16 protein-coding genes are annotated in these 19,573 nt (G+C 35.2%); all 16 read right to left on the bottom strand.

All coding sequences use genetic code 11. The annotated features are described in order from the left end of the window. Positions 1 to 694: 694 nt before the first annotated feature. Complete coding sequence (gene lysS / locus HMPREF3239_RS02415) at positions 695 to 2,185, bottom strand: lysine--tRNA ligase (protein WP_070854586.1); 1,491 nt, start codon at positions 2,183 to 2,185, stop codon at positions 695 to 697. A 281-nt stretch (positions 2,186 to 2,466) separates the two neighbouring features. After that, entirely contained in the window at positions 2,467 to 2,946 is a 480-nt protein-coding gene (folK, locus tag HMPREF3239_RS02410) for a 2-amino-4-hydroxy-6-hydroxymethyldihydropteridine diphosphokinase (RefSeq protein WP_070854585.1), read from the bottom strand. Further along, a complete protein-coding gene (gene folB, locus HMPREF3239_RS02405) occupies positions 2,947 to 3,312 on the bottom strand; it encodes a dihydroneopterin aldolase (protein WP_070854584.1) in 366 nt (121 codons plus the stop codon). Further along, entirely contained in the window at positions 3,290 to 4,093 is an 804-nt protein-coding gene (folP, locus tag HMPREF3239_RS02400) for a dihydropteroate synthase (protein WP_070854583.1), read from the bottom strand. The genes folB and folP overlap by 23 nt, the downstream gene beginning before the upstream one ends. A gap of 348 nt (positions 4,094 to 4,441) precedes the next feature. After that, entirely contained in the window at positions 4,442 to 5,374 is a 933-nt protein-coding gene (cysK, locus tag HMPREF3239_RS02395) for a cysteine synthase A (RefSeq protein WP_053031342.1), read from the bottom strand. A gap of 213 nt (positions 5,375 to 5,587) precedes the next feature. Next, positions 5,588 to 6,472: an Hsp33 family molecular chaperone HslO gene (gene hslO, locus HMPREF3239_RS02390; RefSeq protein WP_070854582.1), complete on the bottom strand. Its 885-nt coding sequence runs from the start codon at positions 6,470 to 6,472 to the stop codon at positions 5,588 to 5,590. 237 nt (positions 6,473 to 6,709) lie between these two features. Continuing rightward, a complete protein-coding gene (ftsH, locus tag HMPREF3239_RS02385; RefSeq protein WP_070854581.1) occupies positions 6,710 to 8,893 on the bottom strand; it encodes an ATP-dependent zinc metalloprotease FtsH in 2,184 nt (727 codons plus the stop codon). 263 nt (positions 8,894 to 9,156) lie between these two features. Beyond that, the gene (hpt, locus tag HMPREF3239_RS02380) at positions 9,157 to 9,696 is read right to left on the bottom strand and encodes a hypoxanthine phosphoribosyltransferase (RefSeq protein ID WP_053031336.1); all 540 of its coding nucleotides are present in this window, start codon (positions 9,694 to 9,696) and stop codon (positions 9,157 to 9,159) included. Positions 9,697 to 9,699: 3 nt separating this feature from the next. Further along, positions 9,700 to 10,992 (bottom strand): tRNA lysidine(34) synthetase TilS, encoded by a 1,293-nt coding sequence (tilS, locus tag HMPREF3239_RS02375; RefSeq protein ID WP_371106755.1) that lies wholly within the window; start codon positions 10,990 to 10,992, stop codon positions 9,700 to 9,702. Between the two features lie 244 nt (positions 10,993 to 11,236). After that, positions 11,237 to 11,638, bottom strand: a complete 402-nt coding sequence (locus HMPREF3239_RS02370) for a S1 domain-containing RNA-binding protein (RefSeq protein ID WP_070854579.1) — start codon at positions 11,636 to 11,638, stop codon at positions 11,237 to 11,239. Positions 11,639 to 11,766: 128 nt separating this feature from the next. Continuing rightward, positions 11,767 to 12,162, bottom strand: coding sequence for a cell division protein DivIC (gene divIC, locus HMPREF3239_RS02365; protein WP_053031330.1), 396 nt, complete (start codon positions 12,160 to 12,162; stop codon positions 11,767 to 11,769). A 20-nt stretch (positions 12,163 to 12,182) separates the two neighbouring features. After that, on the bottom strand, positions 12,183 to 12,461 hold the full coding sequence (locus tag HMPREF3239_RS02360) for an RNA-binding S4 domain-containing protein (RefSeq protein ID WP_037537011.1): 279 nt from the start codon (positions 12,459 to 12,461) through the stop codon (positions 12,183 to 12,185). Continuing rightward, complete coding sequence (locus tag HMPREF3239_RS02355; RefSeq protein WP_070854578.1) at positions 12,458 to 13,648, bottom strand: MazG nucleotide pyrophosphohydrolase domain-containing protein; 1,191 nt, start codon at positions 13,646 to 13,648, stop codon at positions 12,458 to 12,460. The genes HMPREF3239_RS02360 and HMPREF3239_RS02355 overlap by 4 nt, the downstream gene beginning before the upstream one ends. Next, the gene (locus tag HMPREF3239_RS02350) at positions 13,648 to 15,255 is read right to left on the bottom strand and encodes a polysaccharide biosynthesis protein (protein WP_176747938.1); all 1,608 of its coding nucleotides are present in this window, start codon (positions 15,253 to 15,255) and stop codon (positions 13,648 to 13,650) included. Before HMPREF3239_RS02350 ends, HMPREF3239_RS02355 begins: the two co-directional genes overlap by 1 nt. Then, positions 15,245 to 18,754 carry a transcription-repair coupling factor gene (gene mfd / locus HMPREF3239_RS02345; protein WP_070854577.1) on the bottom strand — a complete coding sequence of 1,170 codons (3,510 nt, stop codon included), beginning with the start codon at positions 18,752 to 18,754 and terminating at the stop codon, positions 15,245 to 15,247. Before mfd ends, HMPREF3239_RS02350 begins: the two co-directional genes overlap by 11 nt. Further along, the gene (gene pth / locus HMPREF3239_RS02340) at positions 18,751 to 19,323 is read right to left on the bottom strand and encodes an aminoacyl-tRNA hydrolase (RefSeq protein ID WP_053031322.1); all 573 of its coding nucleotides are present in this window, start codon (positions 19,321 to 19,323) and stop codon (positions 18,751 to 18,753) included. Before pth ends, mfd begins: the two co-directional genes overlap by 4 nt. Positions 19,324 to 19,573: the final 250 nt, after the last annotated feature.

Below are 19,573 nucleotides of genomic sequence, written 5' to 3'. Positions count from 1 at the left end.
CAGGTGTGACCTCCTTGCCATTGTCACCAGACAATAACTTACTCAATTAATTATAATGTCAATTATTTTAATTTTCAATAGTTAATTTTACACTTTGTTAAAGTTATCTTTACAAGTCTTTTACAAAATTAGCTTTCGTTTTTGACGACTTTTATATCTTACAACATTCAAAAGGTAAAGTCAACAGTTTTTCAAAACTTTTTTAATTTAATAAGTTTATCATTTGTTGCTTCGACTTCTTTTGAACACTTTTACTATGTTAGCACATCACAAGTACAATGACCATACCTTTTTTAAACTATTTTATTATAATTTCTCCACTCTTTTTTACTTTTGTAACATCTTTTCTTAAATAATATCTAAGTCACTTTAAGTCATCTAATATTCAATGCCTATATACTTAGCTATTCTATCTATTTAACTCATTTTCGTTTCATTCAGCATATATATAATAAAAAAATGACTGGGACAAATTGAAATGTCTCAGTCAAATATATCATCTTGATAGCAGCTGACTGATTTAAAAGTGGCTCATCTCAGACTTTTTCAAGCCTAGTCATCCTTGTCGACGGGCACTGTCTAAGAAAATATCATAAAAATTGCTACAAACAAAACAAGATGGGAGCCGGACAACGAAATAAATTTTGGAAAATATTATTTCTGTCCTACTCCCATCTCAAATATTAAATACGATCTATTTCTGTCTCATGTAAGGGAATAATAATACGTCTCTAATAGATGGAGAGTCAGTTAATAACATAACTAAGCGATCGATTCCGATACCTAATCCACCTGTTGGAGGCATACCGTACTCTAATGCTTCAATGTAGTCTTCATCCATTTCATGTGCTTCATCATTTCCTTGCGCTTTTTCAACTAATTGCGCTTCGAAACGTTCACGTTGATCAATTGGATCATTTAATTCAGTAAATGCATTAGCGTGTTCTCTACCTACGATGAATAGTTCGAAACGATCCGTGAATCTAGGATCTTCTGGGTTTTTCTTCGCTAATGGAGAAATTTCAATTGGATGTCCATAAATAAATGTTGGTTGAATTAATGTTTCTTCAACTTTTTGTTCAAAAAATTCATTTAAAATATGGCCATACTTCATATTATCTGTAATTTCAATACCATGTTCTTTCGCTGCTGCGATAGCTTCTTCATCAGTTTTAATTTGATAGAAGTCTACACCTGTTGCTTCTTTTACAGCATCAACAATATGAAGACGTGTCCAAGCAGACTCTAAATCAATTTCTTCTCCGTTATATTGAACTTTTGCAGAACCAAGGACTTCTTGAGCAATATGTCTAACCATAGACTCTGTTAAGTCCATAATATCATGGTAATCAGCATAAGCTTCGTATAATTCAATCATAGTGAATTCTGGGTTATGACGTGTTGATACACCTTCATTACGGAATACACGTCCTATTTCATATACTTTCTCAAGTCCACCAACGATTAAACGTTTCAAGTGCAATTCGATTGCAATACGCATATATAGTGTTGCGTCTAATGCATTATGGTGTGTAACAAATGGACGTGCAGCTGCCCCACCTGCGATTTGATGCATCATTGGTGTTTCAACTTCTAAGAAACCTTGTTTATTTAAGTAGTTACGCATTTCTTGAATGATTTTACTGCGATTAATAAATGTTTGAGTACTATCTTGGTTAGTGATCAAATCTAAATAACGTTGACGGTAACGTTGTTCGATATCTTGTAAACCATGGAATTTATCAGGTAAAGGTCTTAGCGCTTTAGATAATAAAGTGAATGTTTTAGCTTTTACTGATAGCTCGCCTGTATTCGTTTTGAACATGACACCTTCAATGCCAACGATATCACCTAAGTCTGCACCTTTCCATAAATTATCGAAATCTTCTTCGCCAATTTGGTCTTTACGCACATAAATTTGAATTTGGCCAGTTAAATCTTGAACATGTGCGAAACCAGCTTTACCTTTACCACGTTTAGTCATTAAACGACCTGCAATTGACACATGACTTTCGTCTTCTTTTTCATGTAATGCTTCTTTAGAGAACTCATCCCATTGTGCTTTTAATTCGCTAGCAGTAGCTGAACGTTCAAAACGTTTCCCAAAAGGATCGATTCCTAAATCAATTAATTCTTGTAGTTTTTGACGACGGACCTGCATTTGGTCATTCATTTCTTCTGACATAACTTTCTCTCCTTTAAACTTCTTTTTTATGATAAATGTTCCATGGATCATTTTTAAAATGCTTATAAGAAATCTTATAGCCTATTTAGTGATATTTCTTTACGCTTTTTATGGAAATTCGTTACCTTTATCACTTTAAAATTATGATATTCTTTATATTCGCATTTCAAATGGTGCGCTTCGTGTTGAGAAATACTTGATAAAATGTCTTCTCAGATTAGTCTACTATAGCAAAGCTGCAATATAGCCTAAGGATACTATACTTACCCAAAGCTTAGTACTTAACCTTTATATTTCTTAACAGTATCATCTGGTTTAACTAAATCAGAGATACGTGCATTTGAACGAGGTTCTATTTGAGTAGATGCAATATCATTCAATGGTATTAATACAAAAGCACGTTCACCCATACGCGGATGAGGCACTTCAAGGTCATCTTCTTCTATTACTTTATCTCCATATAATAAAATATCGACATCTAATGTTCTTGGACCCCAACGTATGTCTCTAACGCGATGCAATCGCTGTTCAGTTTCCAAGCAATGTTTAAGTAGTACTTTGGGCTGTAATTCTGTTTCAATTTCTAAACACAAATTTAAAAAATTGGGTTGCTCTGTATAGCCTACTGGTGCAGTCTCATATATTGGAGAAATTTGAGTTACAGTAACACCGTCTATACTATCAATGATTTTAATAGCTTCTTGTAATTGCTGTTCCCTATCACCAATATTGCTTCCTAAGCCTAAATACGCTTGTACCATTTAACGATTCTCCCTCACTATTTCTATACCTACACCGTCATAATGACCTGGGATAGGTGGATTTTCTTTAGTGATTCTGACTTTCGTTTCCATTACACGATTATAGTGTGAATTTATACGTTTTGCAATACGTTCAGCTAGATGTTCGATTAAATTACATGGTGGACCTTCAACGATTTCTTTCACATCTTCAAACACTTCACCATAATGTACAGTATCAACCACTTTATCAGATTGACCCGCTTCAGCTAAGTCTACTTTCAAAGTAACATCTACTACAAAGATTTGACCTATCTCATTTTCAGCAGGTAATGCGCCGTGATAGGCGTAAAATCTCATACCATTAAAAAAGATTGTGTCGTTCATCGTCATTCTCCTTTAAGAAATCCATACTTTGGCCTAATCGAGCGTTTAATTGAACATTATGTACACGCACGGCTTTGACGCCTTTCATTATACCATAAGCTGTTGTTGCAGCTGTGGCCTCATCACGTTCTAGTGCCTTCGTTTCGGTACCAATCATTTCTTTGATGAAACGTTTACGACTCGTTGCCAATAAAACAGGATACTCTGTTGCAACCAGTTCATCTAAACGTGCCATTACTTCATTTTCTTCTTCACGCGTTTTCGCAAATCCAATTCCTGGATCTAGCCATATTTTGTGCTTAGGGATACCTGCCATTTCAGCTTTGTTCGCTTGCGTAATAAGTGATAACAACATCTCTTCGACAACTGGTTGATCACGATGTCCATCACCATTGTGCATTAATACAATTTCAGCATCATAAGCAGCTACAACATCAAGTATTTTAGGGTCGTATAAGCCTGCCCATTGGTCATTAATCATTGTAGCCCCTAATTTTAAACATGCTTCTGCTACTTCACTGCGATATGTATCAATCGAAAGTTGAACATTTAATTTTATAAGTTCTTCCACTACAGGAACGACACGTTCAATCTCTTCTTCTGTTGAAATTTCTGTAAAACCTGGTCGTGTAGATATACCTCCAACGTCTATAATATCCACGCCCTCTTCTACCATCTCTTTTGCACGTGCAACTGCTTTATCTACCGAATTGTACTTACCACCATCAGAGAATGAATCCGGTGTTACATTTAATATGCCCATAATTTTTGTTTTAGTCATTCTTGTCACGTCACCCTTCGTCCTTTTGAAAATGATTTGTAGCACAATAACTACGTTGACTTAATATTCACATACTAATGATACACTCATTTACCAAACATTTCAGTGTTTATAATCGACATCCAAACATCTATAGCTTTCATTGAATTTAATTGGGGTGTTTTTTTAGAAAAAAGAACGGGAGTAGGACAGAATTCATTTAAATTCGTTGCCCCACCCCCGTAAGGATGACTATAACTGAGAGAAGCTTAACTTAAGCACATCTTAGTTCTGTCAGCTACTGCGAATTTGCAAAGTAGCATCATTATATTATTTATATCTCAGACTGCTAAAAATCTTAACTATTGATTAATCATCAAATGAATATAAAGGTGTAGATAAGTAACGTTCACCATTACTTGGTAATACTGTTACAACTGTTTTACCTTTACCTAATTCTTTTGCTTTTTGGATTGCAGCATGGATCGCAGCACCTGAAGAAATACCTGCTAAGATACCTTCTTCTTTAGCAACACGACGTGATGTTTCCATAGCTGTATCATTGTCAACTTTGATAATACTATCGTAAATATTTGTATCTAAAGTATCAGGTACAAATCCTGCACCTAAACCTTGCAATTTGTGTGGTCCAGGTTCACCACCACTTAATACTGGTGATGCTTCAGGTTCGATAGCAACGATTTCAACGTTAGGGTATTTTTCTTTTAAGACTTTACCTACACCAGATAAAGTACCACCTGTACCTACACCTGCTAAGAAAGCATCAATTTGTTTACCTTCAAATTGCTCAACTAATTCTGGGCCAGTCGTTAAAGCATGGATTTCAGGGTTTGCTGGGTTTTCGAATTGTTGTGGTTCGAAGTAACCATGTTCTTCTTTTAATTCTTTTGCTTTTTTGATAGCGCCTTTCATAGCTTCTGAACCTGGTGTTAAGACTAATTTTGCACCATAAGCTTTTAATAAGTTACGACGTTCAGAACTCATTGTTTCAGGCATTGTAAATACTGCTTTATAACCTTTAGCTGCACATACGAAAGCTAAACCGATACCAGTGTTACCACTTGTTGGTTCTACGATTGTATCACCTGGTTTAATTTTGCCTTCTTTTTCAGCTTTTTCAATCATAGCTAATGCGATACGGTCTTTTACTGAACCACCTGGATTTTGGTATTCTAATTTTACGTATACATCTGCTGCATCTTCATCTACAACGTTTCTTAATTTTACTACCGGTGTATTGCCAATAATTTGAGTAATGTTATCTACTGGTTTTTGTGCCATTGAAAAAACGCTCCTTTTACTTTCATATTTAAAACTTAGTTTTTTTATCGGATATAATTATATTCTATCAGAATTTTCTAAAAAGACAAAGATAATTCTCTCATATTTAGACTTGAAGTTACATTTTACTTCCACATTCATTTATCTTCCCTGTAAAAAAGGCAATAAACACGTGATGGTTTATCGCCTTGAATTCTCTTTTCAGTTATACAATTATGCCTGCATTGAAGCTAATAATTCTTCTAGTTCTGATTCAGAATAACTGTATTTGTTACCACAGAAGTGACAAACTGCTTCAGCACCATGATCTTCTTTAATCATATCTTGAACTTCAGCTTCACCTAAACCTTTAATCGCATTTAGAAACTTCTCATGGCTGCAATTACATTCAAACTGTGCAGGCATAGTCTCTAAAATTTGAACATTGTCTTCTCCAAGTATCTCATTTAAAATACCTTCTGGCGTCAAGCCTTGTTCAATTAGTTTAGATACAGGTTGCATATTACTAATAGCATTTTCTAATTTAGTAACTGTTTCATCTTGCGCGCCAGGCATCACTTGAATAATGAATCCTCCAGCGGCTTTGATAGAATTGTCTGGATTTACTAACACCCCTAATCCTACTGAAGAAGGTGTTTGTTCACTTGTCGCAAAATAGTATGTGAAATCTTCTCCCAATTCACCTGATACAATTGGGCTTGCACCAGAGAAATAATCTTTCATACCAACGTCTTTGACTACTTGAATTGAACCGTCTGTGCCTACTGCTCTTCTTACATCTAATTTACCTTGTCCATTTAAAGGGAAATGTGTTTGTGGTTTATCAACATAAGCACGTACATTTCCTTCAGCATCTGCATCTGCAATGATTCTGCCAATAGGACCTTTACCATCAACTGTTACAGTTAATTTTTGATCGCCTTTCAACATCGAACCCATTAATAAAGTTGCAGTCATTGTTCTGCCCATTGCAGCTGATGCTGTCGGCCAAGTATAGTGACGTGTTTGCGCCTCTTGTACTGATTCAGTTGTGAGTGCAGCATATGCACGTATTTCTCCATCAAACGCTAATGATTTAACGATATAATCATGTGTCATCTTTGTATACTCCTTTAATACATCTATTTTTATATTGCTAATATTTATACTTGAATCATTCATTTACTTCTAATATTTTCCTTTAAGGATACTTATTCTACACTTGTTCAATAAGAATATGAAGTAACTTGCTTTCAACATTATTATTGTTATTTTAACTATACTTTCATATTAAAAAAATCTCCTTCGACTAAGGCGTAATGCCCTACTCAAAGGAGATAACAATCCAGCTAAACCTTATCGATTGTTAGGGTTGTTTGGATCATTCGGATTATATGGTTTGTCAATATTAGGAGATTGCTCATAACCTGTTTCGTCTTCATCACTTGAATGGCCACGATGTTTATCCGTATCTCCGTTTGAACCGTCACGTAGTTGATCATGTCCTGCATGATTATCTCTACCATCTCTTTGACGATGTCTACGTTCACGATTAATATCGTTATCCTCTTTACGATCTTCTCGCATATCTTCTTTTCCTTCTTCTAGTTGTTCTTCGCGAATATCATCGTAAGATTTACCATATTTACCTTCGCTAAAGTCAGAATCTTCATCTTTAACAACACGCGCAGCATCGTAATCTACTTCTGGTAATACACCATCATAGAATAATGAACGGATTTGTTCTGCTACTAATGTTTCTTCTGTTAACAATGTTTTAGCGATAAGTTTAAGTTCTTTTTCATGTTCTAATAAGATTTGTTTACAACGTTCATATTGTTCTTTAATAATACGTTGAACTTCTTTATCAATTTCATAAGCGATTTGACCAGAATAATTAGGTTCACCTTGCATATCTTTGCCTAAGAAGACTTGTCCACCACCGCTAGATGAGAATTGTAACGGTCCAAGTTTTTCACTCATACCATATTCAGTAACCATAGAACGTGCAATTTGTGTTGCTCTTTCAAAGTCATTTGATGCACCCGTTGATACTTCATGGAAGTTAATATCTTCTGATACACGACCACCTAATAAACCACAAATTTTATCTAGTAATTCAGGTTCTGTCATTAAGAAGCGATCTTGTTTTGGTAACATCATTGCATAACCACCAGCTTGTCCACGTGGAACAATCGTTACTTTATGCACAACTTCCGCTTCATCAAGCACCATACCAATGACCGTATGACCTGCCTCATGATGAGCTACAATATTACGTTCTTTGTCAGAAATAACACGTGATTTTTTAGCTGGTCCAGCGATAACTCGGTCTGTAGCTTCTTCGATATCACGCATATCAATTTTATTTTTACCTTCACGCGCAGCAATTAAAGACGCTTCATTTAATAAGTTCTCTAAATCTGCACCTGAGAAACCAGGCGTTCTTTGTGAAATGGCTTTTAAGTCAACTGTTTCATCAAGTGGTTTATTTTTAGCATGTACGTGAAGTATAGCTTCACGACCTTTAACATCTGGACGACCAACTTGAATTTGTCTATCAAAACGACCAGGACGTAATAACGCTGGGTCTAAGATATCAGGACGGTTAGTTGCAGCAATCATGATAATACCTTCATTTTCACCGAAACCATCCATTTCAACTAGTAATTGGTTAAGTGTTTGTTCACGTTCATCATGACCGCCACCAACACCTGCACCACGTTGACGTCCAACTGCATCTATTTCATCGATAAAGATGATACATGGCGCATTCTTTTTAGCATTTTCGAATAGGTCACGTACACGGCTTGCACCGACACCCACAAACATCTCAACGAAGTCTGAACCACTGATTGAGAAGAATGGTGCACCAGCTTCACCAGCTACGGCACGCGCTAATAATGTTTTACCTGTACCAGGAGGGCCGACAAGTAATACACCTTTAGGTATTCTTGAACCCATTTGTTTAAATTTCTTATTATCTTTTAAGAAATCTACAATTTCAATTAACTCTTGCTTTTCTTCATCTGCACCAGCAACATCTGAGAATCGTACACGACGTTTTTGGTTATCGTACATTTTAGCTTTAGATTTACCAAAGTTCATCATACGACCGCCACCGCCGCCACCTTGTGCTTGGCTAAGGAAGAAAATAAATAAGAAAGCAATAATCAATACAGGAATTAATGTCGTCAACATACTTACGAAGACGCTTTGTTTCTCTTCTTCTTTAACTTTAAAATCTAGTCCTTTTTGGCTTTTGGCTTCATCTGTAATTTTTTGTAAGTCTTTTTCGTTATTGTATAAAATTGTTGAAGCATAATCTTCATCATTTTTTGTTTTACCACTTACCAAGTACACATTTTGTTCAGGTTGGATTTCTAAGGTTTTCAAGTCACCCTTATCCAATTTCTCTACAAACTGTGAATAGGAAAGTTGTTTCGGAGTATTACCGTTCCCATTTATGTAAGAAAATACGCCGAATATAATAACGCCAATAATTGCGATAACAAGCACATTGCGAAAAGCTTTTTGCATGCGTCATTTCCTCCTATTTCTATAATAAAGCTAACAAAAATTGTAACACAATACTTCTCTTAAAGGCTAGCATTTCAACTTTTGTAATACTTTTCAAAATCCTTGTGTTATCAAACTTTTTAAAACTTAAATTCCCTAAAAATGATTTGTTTTTTTAAGTCAAGTTTAAGCATATAAAATGAGTCTACACTAATTCTACATTTAAGTATAGTTATTATATCTTAAACACGATTTAATTATATTTACAACTAAATAAATGTCGCTTACTTGTTATAAATTTCTGGTTTTAATGTGCCGATATACGGTAAATTTCTATAATGTTCAGCGTAATCTAAACCATACCCTACAACAAATTCATCAGGAATTTTCTTGCCGACATATTTCGCTTCAATATCAGCTTTACGTCGATTTGGTTTATCTAATAAAGTGACAATTTCAAGTGAGTTAACTTTACGAGATTGTAATAATTCAGTAATGGATTTCAATGTCGTACCTGTTTCTAAAATATCTTCAATAATGAGGACATCTTTATTTTCAATAGATGAACCTAAATCTTTTAATATTTGGACTTCCCCTGTTGATTCAGTCCCACCATGGTAGCTTGAAACATCCATAAAATCAATTGCTAAATGTGTATCAATACGTTTAATTAAGTCGGCCATAAACATAACAGAACCTTTTAAAATACCAACGCAGACAAGTGGCTTATCTTTGTAATCTCTAGTTAACTGTTCACCTAAGTCTTTACAAATATCTTGAATATCTTCTTCAGTTAATAAAATTTCCTTTAAATCATCTTTCATTAATCATTCATCTCCAATTTTTTTGATTTCGATATGTTGATTATATGCTTGAGCAATATATAAATTACCTACAGCAATAATTTGATGGTGTTGATTTTCAATTACTGGCATTTGCATGCGCGCATCATTTGGAATTTTATAATCTATAAACAAACGTCCTACTTTTTTATGGACTTGTTGTCCATTCAGTTCGACTTTATCTCCATTGCGACGTGTTCGTATCAATAACGGTAATTGGTCATGGGGTATCGTTGGATGAATAACGATATGATAGGATCCGAAACGATATGTATTTGCCTGATTCACAATTTGATTATCTAATAATGACGGCTCATTTTTAGCCAATATAATAAATTTATCATATGCCATTTGAATTATCCATTTTTCAGTAAGGGATATCTCAAATTGTGCGATTTCACTATCAATTTGAGCAAACCATTCATGGTATTGTTTCTCTGAAAATGACTTGTCCAATTGAAGATGTTTGAATAGTTGATCTAATAACACCATTTTAGTAATGTCATCTAGTTGATTAAATGCATGTCGTGCACACTGAATCTGTGTTGCATTATTATTGATCGAGATATCATGTTCAATAAAAGCATCGGCTTTTTTTCGACTTTCACGTAATTGGATGTCGTGCCAACGTTTTAGCTTTAGTAAATGTGTGCTATCAAGCTCTGAATTTTGGTTAATCGCTGGTAATAACCGATTACGAATATCATTTCTAACATATTTATTATCACTATTTGAACTATCCTCGTAATAGGGCACTTGATATTTATGCTGATAGTCGCGTATGTCATCTTTTGAAACTTCCAGTAATGGGCGACTTATTGTATAGTGACGACGTTTCGATTGAACGTCTATTCCTAAAGTACTTCGCGTAGAACGCCCTGTAAACAGTCGATAAAAAATGGTTTCAAGTTGATCATCTAAATGATGTGCTGTAAGCAATACGTCTGCCTTTAATTGCTTCATCATTTCATCAAACCACTCATAACGCAGATAACGCGCATCAGCTTGTATACTCTTACCCTGTGCTACGATATCGGTTAAATTCAATCGTTTCACATAACAAGGGATGGCGTGTTGTTTACAAAACGCTTCTATAAATGCTTCTTCCTTATGCGATGCCTCTCGCAAGCCGTGATTAACATGTAGACAAGTCAATTGTTTATACGTATGTGATAATTGTGTAAGTAAATGATGCAACAGTGACATACTATCTATACCTGTCGAAACTGCAATCACAATATGATCTGTATTGTTCCATAGCGACGTATTAACTTTCAACATTCAGACCTCCTTATAATCCCTAGAACATTACGTATTACAGTGCTGTAATGCGCTCATCAAAAAAAGAGTGGAACTAAAATTCATTGTTGAATTTTAAGTTCCACCCCGCAAAAATAACACATCTTATATATAAATAAAGGGCCATTCGACAGGACAACAACCATGTATGTTCGTAGTGAATGTCACCTATAATGATGTCATCCTTGCTATTACCTATAATCATATAAATAATATATTTAAATTAGCGTCTTGAACCTTTACCGCCACGTCTTGATTCTGTTTGTCGTTTAATAGATGTTAATTTATCTTCACTATCTTTCAAGAAATTGCTTAATTTCTTTTCGAAATCTTCACCTTTTTGTTGTGGTGGTCTATTGTGATTTGATTTATGTTGTGGTCTACGAGGACGATCTTTGGCTTTTTTAATTGAAAGGCTAATTTTACCGTCATCTGCAATAGATAAGACTTTAACTTCAACTTCGTCTCCAACTGATAGGTGATCTTCAACATTCTCAACATAGTTATCAGTCACTTCACTGATATGAACTAAGCCACTTTTTCCTTCAGGTAATTCTACGAATGCACCAAATTTTTTGATACCAGTAACTTTACCTTTTAGCTTGTTTCCTACTTCGATTGACATATTCTAAATAAATCCTCCCGATTTTGATTCGATTTTAACCTTATTATATTCCTGTTTTAATATTTTCACAATGCTATAAAACCAGATAATTCATTCTTCTTTAAGAAAAACGATTATCTTTTATATTATCAGTTGTCATTTGAGGATTTTGATTTAGAATCATCATCGTTATTAGGCAATTTAAAAATAACTTCACCTTTATTACTCAAGTAATAATCATCTCTCGCTACCTTCTCAATGTAGTCTTTATTATTTAAATTACTGAGCTCTTCTTTTAATGCGATTTCCTCATCTTGTTTTTTTTGAAATTGTTCCTCTTTATGCTTTCGCTCAACTGCAGCTTTATCATTGCTTTGTTTTTGGACGACAAGCATGATGGATAGAATAATAATGATCGCTAATAGTATCCCACCGAATACGGTCACTCGTCGTCTAACAACTCGCATTTTTTTCTGTTGTCGTTGTTTCTTTCGATTTTTTTCGGAGGTATACTGGTTTCCTATATTTTCTACCTTTTTACTCATTGCTTGTCACCTCCTTCAGTCTATTCTTCTTCAAATTGATTTTGATTAATTCGTTCTTCTTTAATTAAATCATACATACCTTTAGCATTTTCTTTAGAAGCGTGTTCACTTAAACCTGTTACTTTAACTGTAACCAGCTTTTGTCCGAAACGAATAACCAGTTCATCTTCTACTTTAACATCTGTCCCAGCTTTGGCTACATTACCATTTACAGTAATACGACCTTGGTCACTTATTTCTTTCGCCAAAGTACGACGCTTAACGAGTCGTGACACTTTTAAATATTTATCTAATCTCATGAATCTTTCTCCCCTTGTTGCAAATAGTTTCTAAGGGTTTCTTCATCAAAATCCCTATTTTTGGTTTTATCATACAATGCCATGAAGTGGTCTGCAAATACTTTCTCAAATTTAACGCGTGGTGATTTACCTTCTTTACTCTTAGCTGTCTGCCAAATGTCATTTAAATCTTCTATGGATGCTGCATTTTCATCACCGAAAATATGTGGATGACGACGAATCATCTTAGCACTGAGACTCTCAATAATTTCTTGGATGTCCATATAGCCTTCTTTTTTACCAATACTAGCATGCAAGAGCACTTGCAGTAAGATGTCACCTAATTCTTCTATCATGTGCCAATCATCTTCATTATCTATCGCTTCAAACAATTCGAAGCTCTCTTCTAATAAATAACGTTTAAGAGAGTCATGTGTTTGAACACGATCCCATGGGCAACCTGTTTCATCATCTACTAAGCGGTCTATCACTTCTACTGCATAGTCAAAATTCTGATACAGTGCTTCATCATTTGTCACTTTCGGTACATATACACTCGTTAAATTATTAAAAGCATCCTCATGATGATCAAGCTCAAATAGTGGTACCTCCAGTACATTAGCCCCTGTACTGTGCGCGCCAGTCACGATTTTTACTAAGAAGTCATCTGGATAATGTTCCATTAAAGTGATTTTAATATCTGCTGCAATCATAGCACTGTATACTTGCGTAATAAGTGTATGTGTACGTACATTGAGTAACTGTTCTGTTAAAGCAGTTCCATCCAATAAAGTAAAACCATCATTAGGATCTTGATCGATTGCTGCAAAGATATCATCAATAAAACTTTTACCACCTAGTATTTTAACGTCTACGTCTTGATGATGTGCGTGATAATCAAGCAACTTGGCTGTCGTCGTTTCAGCTACTCGCGGATGTCCAGGCACGGCATAGACCACGTCTTGTGCTTGTGCTTTTTCTATTAAAAAGTCGACGATTTGTTGATAAACCGAATCAAAATCTTCGTTTGCTTCATAAACTGTATCAAAGCTTTCAAATTTGAGTTCATCTTGTAATTGATTGATTACAGGATGTTCAAGTGTACGTGTATAAACAAGCGGTTGTTGTATTAAGAAACGATATATACCAAGTGGCAATTCATCTAAACCGTAGTTACCTAAACCAACAATTGTAATTGTATGTGTCATTAATGTCGTCCTTTCTTAATATGATAAAGCTTATCGCCAAATGGCAAATGTTTTAATTCTCTATAACTTAAAATATTCATGTACATCACGAGTAGCAACAATACGGCAACGCCTAGGATTGCTACAATAACCAACATTATAAGTCCACCGATACGTCCTACTACAGGTAACAATGCCATAATGATTTGAATAACGATTGTCATGACGGCTAATGCATTAATCATTTTCAAAATGAAAGGTTTCATTCGATTAAAGTGATACTGTTTAAGCACCTCTCTATGCAATATGACTCCAAAGCAAGCGAGTGACATAACCGTACTTATACTAGCGCCAGCAATGCCATACTGCGAAATCAACAGCACGTTCAGTATAGCTTTCACAACTAAGCCAACCATTACTCCAATCAATATCGGGCGAATACAATTAAGTACTTGTAGCAATGCAATATCCATCATAATGAGTGACACACATATAACAGTTAACATATAAAATCCAAGTGTGAAACTTAAGCTATTCGTCTTAAAGAAGACCGCATTCATCATAGGCAATAAATTAATTAATCCTATACCTGCTGCTGAACTAATGAGAATCGTAATCTTAAGCGATGCGTTAGCATAACGATTCATTTTTACTTGATTTTGTTGTTCAATCGCCTCAGTCAATAATGGTATGAGCACAAAGCTAAATGTGGTTGTAACAATTAACCCCATTTGTATAAATGAAGCACCACGATCATATATTCCTTTTTGCATGATTGCTTCTTTAAAATGCAAACCATGTGATTGTAACGTATGAACAATGGTAAAACTATCTACAAATTGCCATAATATAACCAATAACTGGCTCAATGCAAACACAAGCGTAGCCATAAGTAAGTCTTTCCAAGGTATATGCACCGATATGTTCTGCATTTTGAAGGCGAAAGGTTTCATCACTATTAAAAAGAGGCTTGAACCTAAGAATCCAAGTGCAGAAGCTAAAATCGCAATCGTACCCGCTTGATATATGGACCAATCTCTTATCATAAATAAAACAATCGCTACAATAATAAATCCAACACGAATCATTTGTTCAATTACCTGGGAAATAGCAGGTATGTTCATTCGTCTTTGACTTTGATAATAGCCACGACACACGCCTAGTATGCCGATGAACAGATAACTTAAGCTTGCCATTCTTAACATTGGCGCAAGTCTTGAATCTCCCATTAATACAGCCACTGGATTCGCTAATAATAAGAGCAGTATAAATATCGTTATTCCGATCATTTGGAATCGTAACAGTACTTTGGAGAACGAAGCAGCTTGTCCACTAATACCAAACGTTTGCGTAACCGCACTCGGAATAGCATTCATAGATAAAATCATACCTAGTGCCACAATGGGATAAACTTGTTGATACGCATATAATCCCGTATCACCGAGTACATTTTGATAAGGTACTCGGTAAATTGCACTTAATACTTTGACGATGACGAGCGCAAGGGTTAGAATCACAACACCATTAAATGCTGTGTGTCTAGAAGGTTTACTGTGTGTCAATTCATTCGTAGACTCAGATGACAACAATTGTGTCGATTTAGACTCTGATAGCTTCTTAATCTTCATCTTCAATAGCCATACTTCCTTCAAGGCATTTCACAAGGAATTTCAAGTTATCTAACCATTGTTTAGATTTCGTAAGCGTGACATGCATACGGTTCTCTTTAACACCAAGCTTCATCGCACGTCCTAAAGGTTGTGTTTGTTTAAACAATACTTCACCATTGATTTGTTCTGTTGCTTTCGCTGATAAAGACACTTCAATTTGCTTACCTTTATCCTTAATTAAAGTTACACCAGCATGTAGTGCATGTATTTTAATTTCCACCATTTCAAGCAAACGTTCAACTTCTACTGGGTAATCATTGAAGCGATCGATTAACTCATCTTTAATATCAAATAATTGTTCTTCCGTTTCAACTTTGCGTAGTTTTTTATAAATTTCAATTTTAGCTTGCTCGTTTTGAATATATTCTGCTGGTAAATAAGCGTCTAAGTTTAATTCCATTTCTACTTCTGGTGCATCTGGTTCTTCTTCTTTGATACCACGTTTTTCGTTAACCGCTTCTTCTAGCATTTGTGAATACAAGTCGAATCCGACAGAGTCGATAAAGCCATGTTGTTGTTTACCAAGTAAGTTCCCGGCACCACGAATATTTAAATCACGCATCGCAATTTTGAACCCTGAACCTAGTTCAGTAAATTCTTTAATCGCTTGTAATCTTTCTTCTGCTGTTTCAGTTAACACTTTATTTGCGGCGTGTAAGAAGTAGGCATAGCCGATACGACTTGAGCGTCCTACACGACCACGTAATTGATACAATTGACTTAAACCAAAGCGATCCGCTTCTTCAATGATTAACGTGTTCGCATTAGGTACATCCACACCTGTTTCAATAATGGTTGTAGTCACTAAAATATCAAATTCGCCATTGATGAAACTGAGCATTGTTTCTTCAAGATCGCGTTCTGTCATCTGACCATGAGCAACAGCAATATTAGCATCCGGCATTAACATCTGTAATTGTTCACGTTTTTCATAAATTGATTGCACTCTGTTATATAAATAGAATACTTGTCCGTCACGCGATAATTCACGTTCTAAAGCTTCTTTTATAAAATTACTGTTTTGTTCTAACACATAAGTTTGTACAGGAAAACGATTCTCTGGAGGTGTTTCAATGACTGATAAATCACGTACACCAAGCATACTCATATGCAATGTTCTTGGAATTGGTGTTGCAGTTAAGGTTAACACATCAACATTGGTCTTCATTGTCTTAATACGTTCTTTATGACGTACACCAAAGCGTTGTTCTTCATCGACTATTAATAAGCCCAAATCTTTATAATGAATATCTTTGCCTAACAATTTATGTGTTCCAACTACAATATCCACATATCCTGATTTAAGTCCTTCTTTTGTTTCTTTGACTTCTTTCGTTGAACGGAATCGACTAATCAATTCAATTTGTACTGGAAAATCCTGCATACGTTCAATTAAAGTTTCATAATGTTGTTGCGCTAAAATCGTTGTAGGTACAAGAAACGCAACTTGTTTTCCTTCCATTACAGCTTTAAAGGCTGCTCTAACTGCAACTTCTGTCTTACCATAACCAACGTCTCCACATAATAAGCGATCCATTGGACGCTCGCGTTCCATATCACCTTTGATTTCGTCAATCGACTTCGCTTGGTCTGGCGTCAATTCGTATGGGAAGTCCATTTCAAACGCACTTTGCTCAGCAGTATCTTCACCGTATTGGTATCCTACTGACATTTCACGTTCTTTATACAATGCGATTAATTCATCTGCAATATCTTCAACACTTTGTTGAACTTTAGCCTTTGTTTTCTTCCATTCTGAACCACCAAGTTTGTTTAGTTTAGGGGATTTATCTTCGGAAGCAACATATTTTTGCACTTGGTCCATTTGATCAACTGGTACAAACAGTTGGTCTGTGCCTTTATATTGTAATTTAATATAATCTCGGTGAACATCGCCAACTTCTAGTGTTTCAACACCTAAGTAACGACCTACCCCATGATGCACATGTACAACATAGTCACCCACATTAAGGTCTTGATATGACTTGATTTTTTCAGCATTTGATAACGTCTTAGTGCGTTTACGTTGTTTCTTTTGCTTAGTCTTGAACAATTCGCGCTCAGTTATGACAACGAGTTGCATATAGGGTAATTCGAAGCCTTCTGATAGACTGCCTTCTGTAACAATGACTTGTCCAGATTTAATGTCATTATGAACATTTGTAACAGTTGGTATATGCATCTCGTTCAACATTGATTGGATACGTTCAACTTTCGTTTCCGTTTCTACTAGCACTACAATGTTGTAGTCATTGTGCACATAACGTTGGAATTCTGAACGCATGATATCATATTGCCCGTAGAATTGTTGCACTGGTTTACATGAAAATTTAATAATATGTTGCAACTGAACAGGCATTGTCGATGTAAATAAAGTGAAATAGGTTACTGGATAATCTTTTAGCAATGATTCAAAACCATCATATTGCATAAATGATTGCCCTATAAAACCATTTCCACTTTCTATTAAGTTCTGAATAAAGTCGTCCACTTCAGTTGTTAGTGTCTTTTCAGTTTCTTTAATACGGTTATATTCATCCGTTACAATGATGGCATCTTCTGCAAAATAGTCAATTAGTGTTGAAGGCTGGTCATACATAAATGCCACCAAACGACGTAATAATTGATGATCAAAGAACGTCGTTTCAAACAATTTGAAACTTTCATAAGTCTCTTTCAAATCATCACGGACAGATTTATCAATTTTTGGGCGTGTTGTTTCATATGCCGCCTTTAATTCAGTTTGTAAGTGTTGAATGACGTCATCTGTAATAATGTAATCACTTGCCGTCGTAATCGCAACTTCTTCAATATTGTCATTTGAACGTTGCGTTTCAACATCAAAGTCGCGAATGGAATCAACCTCAGTATCAAACAATTCGATTCGAACAGGTTGACCTATGAGTGGATAAATGTCGATAATACCGCCACGTAATGAGAACTCACCAATGTGTGATACGACACTTTCACGACGATACCCCATATTCACTAATTTATTTAAGAATTCATCAACGTCGATGTCTTCGCCTACTTTGAGTGTGAGTTGATGATCTTTCCATAAATCAAATGGTGTAAGCCACTTTTTCAGTCCATTTAAAGGAACGATAAATAACCCTTTCTTATTATGAGCTAATGCAGTTAGTGTACGTACACGTTCACTCATAAGTTGAGGGCTTTGCGTTGAGAATTCTTCAGTCATAATATCTTGTACAGGATATTTATACACTTCAGAATGATCGACATATTGTAAAATATCAGTTTCTAATTTATCTGCTTGATATAAGTTGTTTGTAATTAACAACATTTGTTTTTGATCTTTTAAATACTTTTCAGCAATAATCGTTGCTTTTGCTGAGGGAGAAAGGCCAGTGACAAGTATATTCTGTTGGCCGAAGACGTCATCAAGTTCTTGGAAACGTTTATCATTTTGAATATACTCTGAAATAATAGGTCTCAATTGACTTCTCCGTTATATTGATTCATTACATGATCAAAGCGTGAACTTTCAATAAATGCTTCTACTGCATGTGCTGAATGTTCGATTACTTTATCCATAATGATCATTTCTTCTTTTGAGAATTTCTGTAATACATAATCAGGTACTGACATACCGTTTGTTGGTCTCCCTACACCAATACGAATACGTTTAAATTGATCTGTACCTAAATGTTTAATTATAGACTTCATACCATTGTGTCCTCCAGCGCTACCTTTTTGGCGCAAGCGGATTTGACCTTGAGATAAATCTAAATCATCATATAAGACAATTAAATCTTCTACTTCAACATTGTAATAATCCATTAATGGCCCAACTGCCTCACCTGAAAGATTCATCATCGTCATTGGTTCAATAAATAGGACCTTTTCGCCATTTAGACGTTCAATAGTATAAGCACCTTTAAATTTTTGTTTATCTAATGAGAAATGATGTTTCTCTAAAATAAAATCGATGACTTCAAATCCGATATTGTGTCTTGTTAACTCAAATCGCTTACCTATATTTCCAAGACCCACAATACATTTCATACGATGTTACCTCCATTGTGTTTCATTTATAATGATATCTATCAACTGAATAGAATTGTGCATATATCAATTATTCCTTATTCTATAACATTCCCTATAATAACACAAAAAAGGGGCAGAACAGAATTCTTAACGAATCCATGATTCCACCCCCGCAAGGATAATTAGCGTTGCGCACACCTGATATAGGTGCCTAATCAACTCATTTAGCTACTGCGATTTAGCATTGTAGCCTTATATTATGTTTTAT

Origin of the sequence: Staphylococcus sp. HMSC34C02, from assembly GCF_001838705.1 — a bacterium.
GTDB classification, from domain to species: Bacteria; Bacillota; Bacilli; order Staphylococcales; family Staphylococcaceae; genus Staphylococcus; species Staphylococcus borealis.
This window is presented reverse-complemented; position numbering and strand designations above follow the sequence as displayed.